Origin of the sequence: Mesorhizobium sp. M0001, from assembly GCF_040324255.1 — a bacterium.
Lineage (GTDB): Bacteria > Pseudomonadota > Alphaproteobacteria > Rhizobiales > Rhizobiaceae > Mesorhizobium.
The window spans coordinates 89,610-105,821 of the sequence record NZ_JAMYVS010000012.1; the positions used below are offsets into that span (position 1 = coordinate 89,610).

General features: G+C 64.1%; 15 protein-coding genes. 5 read left to right on the forward strand and 10 right to left on the reverse strand.

The window, feature by feature from the left end; translation table 11 throughout:
* Positions 1 to 161: 161 nt before the first annotated feature.
* A complete protein-coding gene (locus NKK50_RS26140) occupies positions 162 to 2,456 on the forward strand; it encodes a cation:proton antiporter domain-containing protein (protein ID WP_352544052.1) in 2,295 nt (764 codons plus the stop codon).
* 30 nt (positions 2,457 to 2,486) lie between these two features.
* On the opposite strand, the gene NKK50_RS26145 is transcribed toward NKK50_RS26140, so the two are convergent.
* On the reverse strand, positions 2,487 to 3,695 hold the full coding sequence (locus tag NKK50_RS26145; protein WP_352544053.1) for an MFS transporter: 1,209 nt from the start codon (positions 3,693 to 3,695) through the stop codon (positions 2,487 to 2,489).
* A gap of 247 nt (positions 3,696 to 3,942) precedes the next feature.
* Between NKK50_RS26145 and NKK50_RS26150 the strand changes: the two genes are divergently transcribed.
* Entirely contained in the window at positions 3,943 to 4,371 is a 429-nt protein-coding gene (locus NKK50_RS26150) for a VOC family protein (protein ID WP_155922514.1), read from the forward strand.
* Between the two features lie 95 nt (positions 4,372 to 4,466).
* On the opposite strand, the gene NKK50_RS26155 is transcribed toward NKK50_RS26150, so the two are convergent.
* Positions 4,467 to 5,054, reverse strand: a complete 588-nt coding sequence (locus NKK50_RS26155; protein WP_023834508.1) for a dihydrofolate reductase family protein — start codon at positions 5,052 to 5,054, stop codon at positions 4,467 to 4,469.
* Positions 5,055 to 5,186: 132 nt separating this feature from the next.
* Here NKK50_RS26155 and NKK50_RS26160 point away from each other — a divergent pair, with 132 nt between their 5' ends.
* Together NKK50_RS26160 and NKK50_RS26165 are read left to right on the forward strand one after the other, a co-directional pair.
* On the forward strand, positions 5,187 to 5,603 hold the full coding sequence (locus NKK50_RS26160) for a winged helix-turn-helix transcriptional regulator (protein ID WP_023727056.1): 417 nt from the start codon (positions 5,187 to 5,189) through the stop codon (positions 5,601 to 5,603).
* A gap of 108 nt (positions 5,604 to 5,711) precedes the next feature.
* Positions 5,712 to 6,815, forward strand: coding sequence for a flavin-containing monooxygenase (locus tag NKK50_RS26165; protein WP_023673466.1), 1,104 nt, complete (start codon positions 5,712 to 5,714; stop codon positions 6,813 to 6,815).
* 58 nt (positions 6,816 to 6,873) lie between these two features.
* Here NKK50_RS26165 and gcvA read toward each other — a convergent pair whose 3' ends face one another.
* Entirely contained in the window at positions 6,874 to 7,773 is a 900-nt protein-coding gene (gcvA, locus tag NKK50_RS26170) for a transcriptional regulator GcvA (protein WP_023743899.1), read from the reverse strand.
* 117 nt (positions 7,774 to 7,890) lie between these two features.
* On the opposite strand from gcvA, the gene NKK50_RS26175 reads away from it, so the two are divergent.
* Positions 7,891 to 8,595, forward strand: coding sequence for an SDR family oxidoreductase (locus NKK50_RS26175; protein WP_023715144.1), 705 nt, complete (start codon positions 7,891 to 7,893; stop codon positions 8,593 to 8,595).
* Positions 8,596 to 8,626: 31 nt separating this feature from the next.
* Here the strand turns inward: NKK50_RS26175 and NKK50_RS26180 are convergent, their stop codons facing one another.
* The 7 genes from NKK50_RS26180 to NKK50_RS26210 form a co-directional block, all read right to left on the reverse strand.
* Complete coding sequence (locus tag NKK50_RS26180) at positions 8,627 to 9,529, reverse strand: carbohydrate ABC transporter permease (protein WP_023673469.1); 903 nt, start codon at positions 9,527 to 9,529, stop codon at positions 8,627 to 8,629.
* A gap of 1 nt (position 9,530) precedes the next feature.
* Positions 9,531 to 10,430 carry a carbohydrate ABC transporter permease gene (locus tag NKK50_RS26185; RefSeq protein WP_444849008.1) on the reverse strand — a complete coding sequence of 300 codons (900 nt, stop codon included), beginning with the start codon at positions 10,428 to 10,430 and terminating at the stop codon, positions 9,531 to 9,533.
* Positions 10,431 to 10,571: 141 nt separating this feature from the next.
* Positions 10,572 to 11,897 carry an ABC transporter substrate-binding protein gene (locus NKK50_RS26190; protein ID WP_023693796.1) on the reverse strand — a complete coding sequence of 442 codons (1,326 nt, stop codon included), beginning with the start codon at positions 11,895 to 11,897 and terminating at the stop codon, positions 10,572 to 10,574.
* A gap of 39 nt (positions 11,898 to 11,936) precedes the next feature.
* A complete protein-coding gene (locus NKK50_RS26195) occupies positions 11,937 to 13,022 on the reverse strand; it encodes an ABC transporter ATP-binding protein (RefSeq protein WP_352544054.1) in 1,086 nt (361 codons plus the stop codon).
* Positions 13,023 to 13,217: 195 nt separating this feature from the next.
* Positions 13,218 to 13,808, reverse strand: coding sequence for a DUF922 domain-containing Zn-dependent protease (locus tag NKK50_RS26200; RefSeq protein ID WP_502896569.1), 591 nt, complete (start codon positions 13,806 to 13,808; stop codon positions 13,218 to 13,220).
* 53 nt (positions 13,809 to 13,861) lie between these two features.
* The gene (locus NKK50_RS26205) at positions 13,862 to 15,139 is read right to left on the reverse strand and encodes a D-tagatose-bisphosphate aldolase, class II, non-catalytic subunit (protein WP_023743901.1); all 1,278 of its coding nucleotides are present in this window, start codon (positions 15,137 to 15,139) and stop codon (positions 13,862 to 13,864) included.
* Positions 15,136 to 16,122 (reverse strand): tagatose kinase, encoded by a 987-nt coding sequence (locus NKK50_RS26210; protein WP_023834506.1) that lies wholly within the window; start codon positions 16,120 to 16,122, stop codon positions 15,136 to 15,138. Before NKK50_RS26210 ends, NKK50_RS26205 begins: the two co-directional genes overlap by 4 nt.
* Positions 16,123 to 16,212 lie beyond the last annotated feature (90 nt).

Here is a 16,212-nt window from a genome sequence, read left to right on the forward strand (position 1 = left end):
GTTGAAAATGTTCCGTCGCCGGCCGGGTCTCGGCGGTTTATCCGCAGTCAGATAGGCCTGTTATGCGATTCAGGTAAGGAGGAACCTGCGGCGCGCCAACGGAGCGTGGCGTGCAACCGATCTCGCCCGCAAACGTTATACCGGGCACAATGAGGGGGTGCATGTCCTTCGTGGTCAACCGGCGCCGGTCGGTCGCGCTTGCCGCGGCAGCTTTCGCATTCATGCCGGCCGCATCGTTGGCAGCCGAAAAGACCGGCATGTCCAGCGAGGGCATTTTCGTTCTCGAAATCCTCCTTCTGCTTCTCGTCGGCCGCGGCATCGGCGAGTTGCTGGAGCGTCTCGGCCAGCCGGCGGTGATGGGTCAGCTCATCGGCGGCATCCTGCTCGGGCCATCGCTGCTCGGCTGGCTATTGCCGGAAGCAGAACGCGTGATCTTTTCAGGCGACGCCACCCAAAAGAGCATGATCAGCGCCATCGCCCAGCTCGGCGTGTTGATGCTTCTGTTGCTCACCGGGATGGAGACGGATCTGCGGCTGGTGCGCCGGGTCGGCCGCGCCTGCTTTTCCATCTCCGCCGCCGGCGTGGCGATACCCTTCGCGCTGGGCTTCACCGCCGCGCAGGTCATGCCTGCTTCGCTGCTGGCCGACGGAACCGAGCGCATTGTCGCCGGTCTCTTCCTCGGCACGGCGCTGTCGATCTCCTCGGTCAAGATCGTCGCCATGGTGGTGCGCGAGATGAACTTCATGCGCCGCGATCTCGGTCAGATCATCGTCTCGTCGGCCATCATCGAGGACACGATCGGCTGGGTGATCATCGCCATCACCATCGGCATCGCCACCAAGGGGCGCATCGAGCTCGGCAGCCTTGCCTTCACCATTGTCGGCGTCGCCGCCTTCATGGGGTTTTCCTTCACGATTGGCCGCCGCATCGTCTTCGACGCCATCCGCTGGACCAACGATACGTTCCGCAGCGAATACGCCGTCGTCACCGTCATTCTCGCCATCATGGGCGCAATGGCGCTGATCACCGATCTGATCGGCGTCCACACCGTGCTCGGCGCCTTCGTCGCCGGCATACTGGTTGGGGAATCGCCGATCCTGTCGCGTCATATCGAAGGGCAATTGCGCGGCGTCATCATGGCGCTGTTCATGCCGGTTTTCTTCGGCGTCGCCGGCCTTTCGGCGGATCTCACCGTGCTTGTCGACCACGAGCTTGCGCTACTCACGGCCGCTTTGGTGCTGATCGCCAGCTTCGGCAAATTCGCCGGCGCCTTCATCGGCGCCGAGCTTGCCGGCATGAGCCGCAAGGAAGGCATCGCCGTCGGTTGCGGCATGAACGCGCGCGGCTCGACCGAAGTCATCGTCGCCTCGATTGGCCTGTCGATCGGCGTTCTGTCGCACAATCTTTTCACCATGATCGTGACCATGGCCGTCATCACCACGCTCGCCATGCCGCCGACCTTGCGTTGGGCACTCGGCCGCTTGCCGATGGGGGAGAACGAGAAGAAGCGTCTGGAGCGCGAGGAGATCGACCAACGCGGCTTCATCGCCAATCTGGAACGACTGCTGGTGGTGACCGATGAGGGGGTTGTCGGCCGCTTTGCCGCTTACCTCGCCGGAGTCGTGGGCGCCGGCAGGCCGACGACGGTGCTGCATGCCCGAGGCGAAGGGGAGGATGCCGAGCCCGGCACGGATGCGAAGCTCGAGCCGATCGAAAAGGGTGCCGAGGACAGCCGCGAGGCCGCCAGGAGTTCGGACGAGGAGCTGGCCCATGCGGCGCCTGTCACGCGGCGCCGCGAGGCCGAGCTTTCGGCCGAAACGGTTGCCAAGGAGGCGCGCAAAGGCTATGGGCTGCTGCTGATCGGGCTCGGCCGCGCGGTCACGTCGAAAGGTGGGTTTGCCCGCCGCATCAACGAGATCGCCGGCGCCTTCGAGGGCCCGCTATGCCTGGTGCTGAAGGCGACCGGCGCCGGCCGCCAGATGCCAAGGCTAGGACCTGAAGGCGGGAAGATTCTGGTTCCGGTCAACGGCACCGCGATCGCCCGCCGGGGTGCAGAAATGGCACTGGCGATTGCAGCGGTCACGGGTGCGCGGGTCAAGATACTTTATGTCGCGCGCGTCGGCTGCGATGAACCGCGCGACACTGTCTCGCATCGCCGCAGGGAGGCGGTGCTGAAGGATACCGTCGCACTAGCCGACCGCTATGGCGTCGAGATCGAGACGGCCATCCGCAGCCGGGCCGCCGCCGCCGATGCCATTGCCCGCCAGGCCGGCAGGGGGGCGGCGCTGATCGTCATGGGCGTGGCGCGGCGCCCTGGCGAGGAACTCTTCTTTGGCGAGACGACCACAGGCGTGCTGCAGCGCTGCCAATGCCCAGTGGTGCTGATCTCGGACGCCAGGCTCAGCCGCGCCGACGAGGGCAGGGAAGAGCTGCGCTCAGGAACGGCGACAGGGTGATGAGTATTTCCCCTCGAGGGGAAATTTCGCTCACGCCGCCTGCAGCCTCTCTCGGCCGGGCTGCGGCGGGAAGGCGATGGCGATGCCGGCAGCACCGAGGCCGATCAGCGCCGAGCCGATGAACAGCCAGGAATAGCTGGCATAGGCGTCGAAGATCATGCCGCCGGCGAGCGGGCCGAACGACATGCCGAGGCTGGACAACAGGGTCGCGGCGCCAAGTATCGTGCCGATGATGCGTGGCCCGAAATAGTCGCGCGCCAGAACCGCATAGAGCGGCATGACGCCGCCATATGTGGCGCCGAAGATGATCGCCAGGAGATAGAACTGCTCGAGATTGCCGACGGCGAGATAGGCGGCGATCACCACCGCCTGGATGGCGAGGCCCACGATCAGCACCGGCTTGGCGCCCAGCCTGTCGCCGAGCACGCCGTAGAGCACGCGCCCGCCAAGGCCGGCAAGGCCCTCGACGCTGTAGATCGACACGGCTGCCATCGGCGCCACGCCGCACGACATGGCATAGCTCACCATGTGGAAGATCGGCCCCGAATGCGCCGCGCAACAGGCGAAGAAGGTCATGCCCAGCACCAGGAATTGCGGCGAGCGCAGCGCCTGGCCGACTGACATGCCGGGGGCCGCGGCAGGCGCGGGCGCGCTGCCATCCGCTGCCGCGACCGCCGTCGACGGCTGGCGCACCAGGAAGACGGCCGGCAGCAACAGCACCCAGGCCATGATGCCGATGTCGAACATGGCGGTGCGCCAGTCGTAGGCGGTGATCAGCCAGCGCGCGAAGGGCGAGATGGTCATCGGCGCCACGCCCATGCCGGCCGAGACCAGCGACACGGCCAGACTGCGATGGGTCTCGAACCAGGCGGTGGTCAGCGCGATCATCGGCGCGAAGAAGGCGCTGGCCGCCAGCCCGACGATGACGCCATAGCTCAGCTGGAAGACCAGCAGCGATTGGGCTCGGCTCGCCACCACCAGCGACAGGCCGAGCAGCACCGCGCCGGCAAAAACCACCGGGCGGGCGCCGACACGGTCATAGATGGCGCCCCAGGCGAAACCGCCTGCGCCCATCACCAAGAAATTCAGCGTCATGGCGCTGGAAATGCCGGTTCGCGACCAGTTGGTGTCGAGCGCCATCGGCTCGAGAAAGATCGCCAGCGAAAACATCGCGCCGAGCGCCATACAGGTCATCAGCGCGCCGCACGCGACGATCACCCAACGGTAGGAATTGTTCATGCTCTTCTCCCGAGATCGGTTTCGATGCGGCGCCACTCGCTCCAGCTCCGTTGCGCCGCTTGCGTCCGAAGGACGTTGGCGGGATTTCGAATCCGACAATCCGGTTGCATTTTTTATCCGGTCTGCGCGGAAGTCCATCCGGATATGACAAAAGCAGGGGCGTAAGGCTGCCAAGCGCGCCGACAAGATAGACTGCCGAATTGACGAGCCGCTCCGCGGCACTAGCTTTGTGGTCTCGCGACGGGAGATATCGCTCATGGAACTGCATCGCGGCCGCCTCATCGACCACGTCCAGCTGGTGGTCAGGGACCTCAAGGCGAGCCGGCGCTTCTATGAAGCCGTCTTCAAGGTGCTCGGCATTCCGATCGGCGGCGAGGCCGAGGACTATTTCTGGGCCGACGAGCTGTTCATCTCAAGCCTCGACAGCCGGGCGGCGAGGGGACAGCTGACCGGGCGCCATCATCTGGCCTTCCAGGCCAGGGACAAGGCCATGGTCGATGCGTTCTACAAGGCTGGCCTCGATGCCGGCGGGGCCGACAATGGCGCGCCGGGTGAGCGGCCCTACCACCCCGGCTACTACGCCGCCTTCCTGCTCGACCCCGACGGCAACAACATCGAGGCGGTGTTTCACGGGCCGGCAAAGCGAAGTGCCGCTTCGGTCGAGATCAATTTCTAGCGCAGGTTCACGAGGAGCGGGTTGCGGTGATCCGTCCGGAGTTCTCGCAAAAACAAAGAGTTGAAGCGGTCCACGGATTCAATCTCTGAACTGCTTCACATTGCCGGCGCGTAGCGGTTCACCACCATTCCGCAGGCATAGGCTTTAGAGCCGAGCAGGCGCAATTTCAGGAAGCCGCCACAGTCGAAAATCCGCTCGCCGTCGCCCAGCGCGGCCGGATTGATGAACAGCTGGAACTCATCGACCAGTCCCGCTGCAATCAGCGCCGAGGCAAAGCCGGCGCCGCCGAATACCGCCATGTCGCCTTCACCTTCAGCTTTCAGCGCCTTGACCTCGCGCGGCAGGTCGCCGCTGGCAAGCGTCGTGCGCTCCCACCGCGATGCCGCGAGCTTGTCGCTCAGCACCACCTTGCGCGCCTCGACGATGCGCTGCGCAAAGGCGTAGAAGGGATCGCGCGGATAGTTTTTTGCCGCATTGCCCCAATGGGTTAGATAGCCTTCTTCGGCCATCTTGCGGCTGAGCAGAATGGTATCGATGCCGGCGAACACCGCGTTGAAATCCTGCTTCAAGTCGTCGTCCCACGGGCAGTTGGCGCCCCATTCCCAGAGCTGCCAGTGCTCATCGCCGGCCGCGCCGACAAAACCGTCGACCGATATCTGCATCTGCAGGATTAGTTTTCTCATCGTCGTTCTCCTGAGCTCTGGTGTCACCAGCGCCAGGTCAGGCGGCGTTGGTTATTGCTTTACTTTCGGAACCATTGACATGAGTGAAAAATGATGTCAATAGTAAAGTGATTTAAAAATGGAAGCATTTAAATGTCGACCAGGGAAAGATCCGGCTGCCCCATCAGCCTGTCGCTCGAATTGCTCGGTGACCGCTGGACGCTGCTGATCATCCGCGACATGATTTTTGCGGGAAAAAGGCACTTCCGGGAGTTTCTGCTATCAGGCGAAGGCATCTCGTCGCGCACCCTGGCCGAGCGGCTGCAGACCTTGCAGGATGAGGGCATTGTCACCAGAAGCGACGACCCCACGCACAAGCTCAAGGCGATCTACAAGCTGACGGAGGCGGGCATCGACCTGTTGCCGGTGCTGGCGACGCTCGGCGCCTGGGGCAGCAAGTACCGCAACGCCGATGACGAGCTGGCAAGGATCGCCGACGAACTGGCGGGGGGCGGCGAGGCGGGCCTGGAGCAGATAAAGAAGAAGCTGCGCGCCGAGCATATCGGCTAGGGAGCAACGCCAGCCCTCCCTTCGCGGCCGGGATGCTGCGCAACGGGTGACTTGTCCCGCCTGCGCCTCTGCGCATAACCTCTGCCAACCCGGCGGGAGGAGAATCGCTTGGACACCACTGTCGTTATTGTCGGCGCCGGGCCTGCCGGCCTTGCGGTCGGTGCCTGCCTGAAGCGGGCAGGAGTGGATTTCATCCTGCTCGAAAGATCGCAGGAGATCGCGCCCGCCTGGCGGCGGCACTATCGGCGACTGCATCTGCATACGGTCAAGTCGTTCTCGTCGCTGCCGTTCCTGCCCTTTCCCAAAAACTATCCGCGCTACGTGCCGCGCGAACTGGTGGTCCGTTACCTCGACGACTATGCGGAAAAATTCGATCTGCGCCCGCGCTTCGGCATAACGGTGAAAGCCATTCGCCGTACCGACAGCGGTTTTCTGGTCGAGACAGGTTCGGACAACCTGAAGGCGCGCCATGTCGTCATCGCCAGCGGTAACAATGCCGAGCCGATCGTCCCCCGGCTCCCTGCCATCGAGGCTTTCAAGGGCGAGGTGCTGCACAGCGCCGACTATACGCAAGCGGCGCCCTTTGCCGGCCGCTCGGTGCTGATCGTCGGCATGGGCAACACCGGCGCCGAGATCGCGCTCGACTTGGCGGAAAGTGGCGCGCGTCCGACCATTTCGGTGCGCAAGGGCGTCCACATCGTGCCGCGCCAGCTGTTTGGCGTGCCGATCCAGATGGTCGGCATCGCCAGCCGGCCAATGCCGCAGGCGCTGAACGAGTGGATGTTTCCGATCATCCTCGATTTCGCGCTGGGCAAGCTCGAGAGATACGGCATCGTCAGGCCGAAGCAGGGCATCCTGCAACAGATCGACGAAGTCGGCCGCATCCCGGTCATCGACGTCGGCACGGTCGACGCCATCACCAAAGGCGCCATCAAGATCGCACCCGACATAGCGGGCTTCACCGAGCGCGGCGCTGCGTTCACCGACGGCAGGCTGGAAAATTTCGACGCCGTCATCCTCGCCACCGGCTATCGCCCGGGCTACGAAAAGTTTCTGCCCGTGGAATTGCAGCCGGAGCGCAGTGGCGTCAACGCCCGCGCCTCGCAACTCGGCCTCTACCTCGTCGGCTTCTACAATCCGGTCACCGGTCTGCTCAGGGAAATTGGACGCGAGGCGAAGGCAGTGGCGGCCGACATTGCTCGGCGAGGCTGAAAGGGGCGGCGTCGGCCAAGCTGCGGATCTCCCGCCTTGCGGGGAGATCGGCTATCTATCACAGCCGCGCCGCATCGCCCTCATCCAGCAGCCATTGCCGCACGGCTTGCGTCGGTTCTGGGTGCCGTTGCTTGCGCGGCATCACGACATAGAAATCGTGCGTCCCACGCATCTCCGCGTTGATCGGCTGCACCAGCCGGCCGGCGGCAATGTCGGCAGCGACGAGGAAACGGCTGGCCAGTGCGATGCCTTGGCCGGCAATGGCGGCGTCGATGGCTAGGCCTGTCTGGTTGAAGCGCATGCGTTTGGCCCCGGTGGCCATCCTCAGGCCGAGCGCTCTCTCCATGAATTCCGGCCACAGATTGTGCGCGTCGTGCAACAGGACATGATGCTGGATATCGGCCGTCGCGATCTCGTTCGCCTCGGTAGGCAGCAGGGCAGGGCTGCAGATGGCGACGATCTGCTGTGGGAACAACAGGTCGACCATCAGGCCGGCGCCGAAGGGCGGGCGGCCTTGCCTGACCGCAATGTCGACGCCGTCGGCCTGAAAACTCGACAGGTTTTCGCTGGCCAGGATTCGCAGATCGACGAGCGGGTTGTGCGCGACGAACTCCGGCAGTTTCGGGATCAGCCATTTGGTGGCAAAGCTCGGCGTGACGCTGATCGTCAGCCGCGCCGGTTCGGGCCGCAGCAGCAAGGTGGCCTCCGAGATCAGCTCGAAGGCGCGGCGGATGTTGGGCATATAGGCGCGGCCCTCATCGGTCAGCGCCAGGCCGCGCGGCAGCCGGTCGAAGAGTTTTGTGCCGAGATCGGCCTCCAGCCCGCGTATATGCTGCGCCACCGCCCCTTGCGTCACGTTCAGCTCCTGCGCGGCGATGCGGAAGTTGAGATGACGCGCGGCGGCTTCGAAGGCACGCAGCGCATTCAACGGCGGCAGGCTCAGGAAGGCTTCGGGCATGCAGGAGTTTTTCTACAGCTTGATTTCAGGCTTTCTGGTTCGAACCAGATGGCAAGACCGGCTATATCATCCTTTGAAGTCGCGAGACACACGCCGCAAAACCCCAAGGAGAGAAAAATGAGTGTAGAAAAAGTGGCAGTCGTCGTCGCGGGTGGCAGCGGTATGGGCGCGGCGGCGGCCAAGCGGCTGGCGGCGGACGGGTTCAAGGTCGCGATCCTGTCGTCCTCCGGTAAGGGCGAGGCTCTGGCCAAGGAGATTGGCGGCCTCGGCGTCACCGGCTCCAACCAGTCGAATGACGATCTGCAGCGGCTCGCCGACCTGACGCTCGAGCGCTTCGGCCGCATCGACGTGCTGGTCAACAGCGGCGGCCACGGGCCACGCGCGCCGATCCTCGAAATCACCGACGAGCAGTGGCACACCGGTCTCGACGTCTATCTGATGAACGTCATCCGGCCGGTGCGCATCGTGGCGCCGCAGATGGTCAAGCAGAAGGCCGGCGCCATCATCAACATCTCGACCGCCTGGGTGGTCGAGCCGAGCCCGATGTTCCCGACATCCGCCGTGTTCCGCGCCGGTCTTGCCGCCTACACCAAGATCTTCGCCAACACCTACGCCGCCGACAATGTGCGCATGAACAATGTGCTGCCCGGCTGGATCGACAGCCTGCCGGCCACCGAGGAGCGCCGCGACAGCGTGCCGATGCAGCGCTACGGCACCTCGGAGGAAATTGCCGCGACCATCGCCTTCCTCGCTTCCGAAGGTGCGGGCTACATTACCGGCCAGAACATCCGCGTCGACGGCGGCATCATCGGCGCGATCTGACCGCGCCGGTCGCCTCGCGTGAGCCGGCGCGTCACTCCTTCACCGCGCCGGTCATCGACGAGACATAGTGCTCGACGAAGAACGAATAGAGCACCACCACCGGCAGCGAGCCGATCAGCGCTCCCGCCATCAGCGCCCCCCATTCGTAGACGTCGGAGCGCACCAACTCGGTCAGCACACCCACCGGCACGGTCTTGTTTTCCGAGGACTGGATGAATGTCAGCGCATAGATGAACTCGTTCCATGACAGGGTGAAGGCGAATATGCCGGCGGAGATCAGGCCGGGCACCGACAGCGGCAGCACGATCTTGGTGAGGATCTGCCACCGGCTCGCTCCGTCTATCAGCGCGCATTCTTCCAGTTCGAACGGGATGGAGCGGAAGTAACCCATCAACAGCCACGTGCAGAACGGCACCAGGAAGGTCGGATAGGTAAGGATGAGCGCGAAGGGCGTGTCGTAGAGCCCGAGGTTGAACACCATCACCGACAGCGGAATGAACAGGATCGAGGGCGGCACCAGATAGGCGAGGAAGATGCCGAGGCCGACCTGCCGCGCCCCGGAGAAGCGCAACCGCTCGATCGCATAGGCGGCGAACACCGACGCCAGCAGCGACAGGAACGTGGCGGCGGTCGAGATGATGATCGTGTTGAGCAGCCAGCCCGGATAGGAGGTCTCGAACAGGAGATAGCGGATGTGCTCCAATGTCGGATGCACCACCCAGAACGGATTGAACTGCGCATAGTCGGTCATCTCGAGATTGGGCTTAACCGCCGTGATCGTCATCCAGTAAAACGGAAACAACAGCACGAAGACGAACACCAGCAGCGGCAGATAGACCGTCACCACGCGGCGCGGCAGGCTCTGCAGGTAGCCCATGCCGCCTTCGTCGATATCCCCACGTTTCGCCTTCCTTGTCGCGGCCGTCTTGACCATGTCAGTCTCCGCCGCCTTGTTGCCATTTGCGGCGTTGCAGGCCGAAATAGCTGAACAGGATCGCCGCCAGCAGGAACGGGATCATGGCCACCGCGATGGCCGCGCCCTCGCCAAGCTGGCCGCCGGAAATGCCGCGCTGGAAAGACAATGTCGCCATCAGATGCGTGGCATTCACCGGTCCGCCCCGGGTCAGCACGTAGATCAGCTGGAAATCGGTGAAGGTGAAAAGCACCGAGAAGGTCATGGTGATGGCGATGATCGGCGTCAGCAGCGGCAGAGTCACATAACGAAACAACTGCCAGCGACTGGCGCCGTCGAGCGTGGCCGCCTCGTAGAGCGACTGCGGAATGGTCTGCAGGCCGGCGAGCAGCGTGATGGCGACGAAAGGAATGCCGCGCCAGACGTTGGCGGCGATAACCGAAGCGCGCGCATTCTCCGGATCGCCGAGGAAATTGATGCGGTGGTCGATCAGGCCCATTTGCTGCAGCGCCCAGGACAGGATGGAGAACTGCGAATCGTAGATCCACCAGAAGGCGATGGCTGACAGTACGGTGGGCACCACCCAAGGCAGCAGGACTATCGCGCGGAAGAACGATTTGAACGGCAGGTTTTCATTGAGAATGAGCGCCAGCCACAGGCCGAGCACGAACTTCAGGATCGAGGCGCTGACCGTGTAGAGCAAGGTGTTGAAGACGGACAGCCAGAAGACGGCGTCACTCCACAGATACTGATAGTTCTCGGTGCCAATGAAGATGCCGGGGCGGCCGATACGGGCATCGGTGAAGCCGAGCCAGACGCCCAGCCCGAGCGGATAGGTCAGGAAGACCAGCAGCAGCGCCGCCGCCGGCAGCATGAAGCCGAAGCCCAGCGCGTTGCGGCTTTCGGAGATCCGCGAAAGCATCGACGGACGCGGCTGGGCGGCAACGGACGGCACGGCCATGAAGGGCTCCTCATCGGGGAATCAGGTCACGGCGTCAACGGCCGCCATGGGATTGTGCGACGGGCCGGGCAGCGCACTAGACGCTGCCCGGCGGTGCCGTGATCAAACGCGGTAGTAGCGGTTGGCGCGCTTCTCCGCCTCCTCCATCGCCTCCTGCGGCGTCGCCTGGCCGGTCACCGCCTTGGCGAACATGTCGACCAGGACATAGTCGGCCATGGTCGCCGCCGAGGCATAGCCGAGCGGCCCGGCATAGCCGTTGGGGCGCAGCGTCGCCGAGGCCTTGGCATAGGCGGCATTGTTCGGGTCGGCCGTCCACACTGGATTGTTGTCGAAGGCCTTCAGCGTCTGGCAGCAATAGCCCGCCGAGGAGGTGATCCAGTCGGTCATCTGCGGATCCTCGAACATGAACTGCAGATAGGCCTTGGCCGCATTGGGGTAGGGCGTGTAGTTGAAGATGACGGCGGTGGTCACCTGGAACAGTTCGACCGATTTCCCGACGGGACCGATCGGCAGGTTGGTGGTGCGGATGTCCTTGGCGATCTCAGCCAGCTTCGGATCGTTGTCCTTGTTGATCTTGGCCGTATTGTAGGCGGAAATGCCGTTGGCGATGACGCCGAGTTCGCCGGCCAGGAAGGCGCGGTTGTTATTGACGTCGAGCCAGCTTTCGGTCCCGGGAATGAAGGTCTTGTAGAGTTCCTGCGCGTATCCGATCGCCTTTAGCGTCTCGGGGCTGTTGATCGCCACCTTGCCGCTCTCGTCGACCATCTGGCCGCCATGGCTCCACAGCAGCCAGTGCGCGTAATTGTTGCCGTCGCCGACGCCGTGGCCGTGCGTGAAGCCGGCCGGATGTCCCTTCGCCTGCAACGCCTTGCAAAGCTCGAGGAAGCCTGCCGTGTCCTTCGGAAATTCGGAGAAGCCGGCCTCCTTCACCCAGCTTTCGCGATAGACGATGGCATTGCCGATCGTGGCCAGCGGCAGGCCGACGAACTTGCCGTCCCGCGTCGCATATTGCTTTGGTCCGTCGTGCCAGCCGCCATATTTCGAGCCCAGATACTCGCCGAGCTCGGTCACGTCGTGCAGCTTGTCTGGATATTGATGCGGGTCGTCGAACCAGACGAACATGAGGTCCGGGCCGGAACCGACATTGGCGGCGACCGCTGCCTTGGGGCGAATGTCCTCCCAGCTTTCCTTGTCGACACGAACCTCGACACCTGTCGCCTCGGTGAAGCGCTTGGTGTTGGCCAGCCATTGATCCTCATCGCCCTTGACGAAGGGCGACCAGCGCAGCAGCCGCAGCTTTGCGCCTTCCTCGGGCTTGTATTTCAAGCCCTCCTGGGCAAAAGCCGGCGAGCCGACGAACCGGCTTCCCAGAGCTCCCGCCGCGGCACCTGCGGTCGTGCGGATTACATCGCGTCTCGTGAATTTCATGGTCGTCTCCTCCGGTTTATCTTCCTTGCTATGCGGTCCTTACCATCCGTTACGCGTTTCAAATCGTGTTCCAGTCTTGCCGTCAAAGAGATGAATCAGGCCAGGCGCGGCAGAGAGCCGTATGGATTCGCCCGGTGTGAAGGCATGGCGTTCGCGGAAATTGGCGACGATCTCGTCGCCGCCGGCGGTGCGGCCGATGATCTGCACTTCCGACCCGGTCGGCTCGACCACCGCGACGTTGACTGGAATGCCTTGGTCTGACGATAGCCGCAAATGCTCGGGCCGTATTCCCAGCACCACCGGATGACCGTTGCCAACGGCCGGCGCGCCGGCCAGCGGCACGGAAATTCCCCCGGCGCCGCGAAAGGACGGAGACCCGTCGGTGACGATCTCGCCCTTGATCAGGTTCATGGCGGGCGAGCCGATGAAACTGGCGACGAAGAGATTGTTGGGCCTGTCGTAGAGCTCCAGCGGCGGTCCGATCTGTTCGACGATGCCGTCATGCATGACGACGATCTTGTCGGCCATGGTCATGGCCTCGATCTGGTCGTGGGTGACATAGACTGTCGTCGTCTTGAGCCGCTGGTGCAGTTCCTTGATCTCGGCGCGCATCTGCACCCTGAGCTTGGCGTCGAGATTGGAGAGCGGTTCGTCGAACAGGAAAACCTGTGGATCGCGCACGATCGCCCGGCCCATGGCGACGCGCTGGCGCTGGCCGCCGGAAAGTTGGCGCGGATATCGCGTCAGCAATGGCACCAGCCCGAGGATTTCGGCGGCGCGCTGAATGCTGGTAGCGCAATCGGCCTTCGAAACACCTTTGAGCATGAGCGAGAACGCCATGTTCTCGGCGACCGTCATGTGCGGGTAGAGCGCGTAGTTCTGGAACACCATGGCAACGTCGCGCTCTTTCGGGGCAACGTTGTTGACGACCCGATCCCCGATGGCGATCTCGCCCCGAGAAATCTTTTCCAGGCCGGCGATCATCCTGAGAAGGGTCGATTTTCCGCAACCCGACGGGCCGACCAGCGTGACGAATTCGCCGTCATCGATATCCACACTGACGCCATGCAGGACCTCGACGGTCCCGAACGATTTGTAAACGTCGCCGATCGCGACAGACGCCATCGATCTCCTCCCGAATGCTTCTTGCGACGCCCCGAAGGAAACCGCTCCTCTCCCGCCTCGCGACCGTCTCCCATTCCCCGAACAGGTCGCGCGACAATCAGACGGTAGCGCTACCAAGCCTGCCTGTAAAGCGGCCATGCGGCCGGTACTCTTGTCGTTCGGAACACTCGGCGCTATGACCGGCACACCGGCAAACTACCTCCCATTCACAAAAGCCAGCACCAGCTTCTGCAGGTTTCCGCCGGGGCCGAATTCGGCTCGGTCGAAGTCGCGGCTCGCCTGCCGCTGTGCCAGCGAGATCTGGGCGAGTTGCCTCGTCAGCTCGGTTCTGATCTTGCTGCAGCCGGGGTCATCAGTAACGGTCAGGCCGACGCTCACCGCCTCGATCTTGCGCACCATCTCGGCGATGGCTGCGCCATGCACTCTCTCGTGGGCGGCGAGCCCGGCGATGAACACCGTCCAGTTCTTCTGGACGGAAGCCGGCAACGGTTCGGCCGGCTTCGGCAAGGTGTAGGTGATGATCAGTTTCGGCCGCGCCGACACCAGCTCGCAGGCGTCGCCTTTCGGCCTGTAGTCCCTGGTCCAGGTCAGCTTGAAATTGGTGTGCGCGATGACCCGGCCCTTGCCGAGCAAGGGGCCGGCTTCGCCGATCGCGGCATAGAGTTCCGGGCCGGTCCGCCCTGCGATGGCGTAGGTCTCGACCTTTTCGACCGGCTTCCAGTCGGCGCGTGCCGGCGACGCCAGCAGAGAGGCCGCGAACAGGAGAAAGAACATGGCTGGTTTCATGGAAACGTCAGAGACACTGGGCTGAGGCAAAGATCAACCCGGCGCAAATGCACTCAGGTCCCACGGCAGGCCGCGTCATAGTCGGCCAGCACCTGATCGACAGCTTCGAGAAGGATAGCCTCGGGATTGCCCGCCGACCCGAGTTCGGCCGGCAGCGCCGGCAGGAATTGCCGCATCAGCGTTTCGGGAATGGCGACCCCGTCCAGCGCCTTGCGCAGGCGCTCGACGGCCGCGACAGCGGTGGGGTTGCTCCAATAATAGCGGATGCGGTCGCTGTAGCTGTAATGCCGCTGCACATAGAGCTCTGCTTCGTTGCCGTGATAGTGGCTGTGCCAATGGCCGGGTGCTGCCAGCATCGCGCCTTCCATGGTCCGGGCGAGCGACCGGTCGCCATAGTCCCTGGCCATTTCGGATGCTATCAGGTCGAGCCCGTAAAGCGCCTCGCGCAAGGCGAAGGTCAGGCCGGGGCCGACCTTGAGGATGGGAAAGCCGTTTGCGACCAGCGCGGTCAAAGCCGCACGGCTCTGGTAGTCGGTCGAATGCGCCTCGTAGACGAGCGACGGCTGCTCATCGAGCAAGCCGGTCAGGCCCTTGGATTTCTCGGGCGCGTAGGCGACGACGTTCTGGCTGCCGAATTCCACGCCCGGCTGCACCACCACGGCCATGACGCGGCCGAACGCCTCGGTCAGGCCTTCGCGGGCAAAGATCTCCCGGTGAACCTCGATCGTGCGCCTCGCCGCCGCCGCCTCGGTCGGCTTCAACTCGCTGATCGCATGGTCGACGCCGCCGGGGGCGGGAACTTCGGTGCCGATGATGTAGACCGGCAAGGTGCTGCCTGCGGCGTGCGCGCCCGTTTCGGCCGCCTTTGCCAGCCGCGCCGCCCGGGTGGCGATGGTCTCGTCGTCAAGCGCCGCCGGCTCGCCGGCGCAGCCCATCGATGCGTCGAGATGGATCTTGGTGAAGCCGGCCGCGATATAGGCGCCGACCATGGCCTCGGCCTTGTCCATCGCCTGCGCCGCCGGCTCTGCGCGCCACGGGTTCGGTCCCAGATGATCGCCGCCGAAGATGATGCGCGAGGCTTCCAGCCCCTCGCGGCAGGCGATCTCCAGCACGAAGGCGACGAACAGCGCCGGGGTCATTCCGGTATAGCCGCCGAACTGGTTGACCTGATTGCAGGTTGCCTCAATCAGCAGGTTTTTCTCCCTGTCGGCAACGGCGCGCCTGATCGCCGTCTGGATCACCAGCGGATGCGCGGAGCAGATCGAGGTGATGCCGTAGGGCGAGCCGTTTTTGCGCGCGCTGGCGAGGCCTGCAAGCGGGTTGGCGCTCATGTCCGTCTCGCTGTTCCCTTGATGAATTGGTCAAGCGCATCGAAGCCGGCGGTGCCTTCCATCGGGCCGCGCCGGGTGACGTTGCGGGCGCCGGCGGCATTGGCATAAAGCAGCGCCTTGCCGGGCTCCATCCCCTGGCGGCGGCAGGTCAGGTAGGTGGCGCCGAAACAATCGCCGGCGCCCGTCGGGTCGACTTCCTCGACCTGAAAACCGGCGCAGTCGGTCCTGGCGCCCTCGGCGCCGAACCAGGAAGAGCCGTCAGCACCGCGCTTCAGCACGATCTCGCCGACGCCCCTGGCAAACAGCGCCGCCACCGCCTGATGCTCGTCATCGACGCCCGCCGTAGCGAGCAATTCGTCGCCGGACGGCAGCAGCAGGTCGGCATCGTCGATGAGTGCGGAAAACAGTGCGCCGTCGGAGCCGTCGATCAGCTCCTTGCGCACATTCGGGTCGAATGAGGTCGAGCCGCCGCGGGCACGAACCGCCTGCACTGCGTAGCTGACGATCTCCTTCAGCCCTGCCACCGACAGCGTCGATCCCATGATATGCAGATGGCCGGCCCTGTCCGCCAGCAGGCGCGCAGCAGTGGTCAGGTGGATCTGCCCGGCGGCGGATTCGGCGATGTTGTAGACGAAGTCCCTGATACCATCGGGCCGGTAGCGCACGAAGGCGCATCCCGTCGGGAAGCGGTCGCTGATATCGACGGCTGAGACGTCGACGCCGTCGAGCTCCAGCCTGTCCAGGTTGAGCGTGCCGAAATCGTCGCGGCCGACGCAGCCGATAATGCCGGCGCCGCCTCCCAGCCGGGCGACCTGATCGATGAAGATCGCCGGCGCACCGCTGGGGAATGGCCCGACAAGCGACTGCGGCTCGAGGAAGCCGAAACCCAGTTCCGTCGCCATGATCTCGACCAGGATTTCGCCGGCGACAATCGTTGGCCCCACGCCCTCGGCGGCGATCTCGCTTCGGCGCGAAAGGCTCATGCTTGCGATTCCTCTCACACGCAGACTGATTGCTTGCCCGCGCAGTTATCCGACGCAAGTGTTTATCGGGTAAATCGCACATACAGCGAA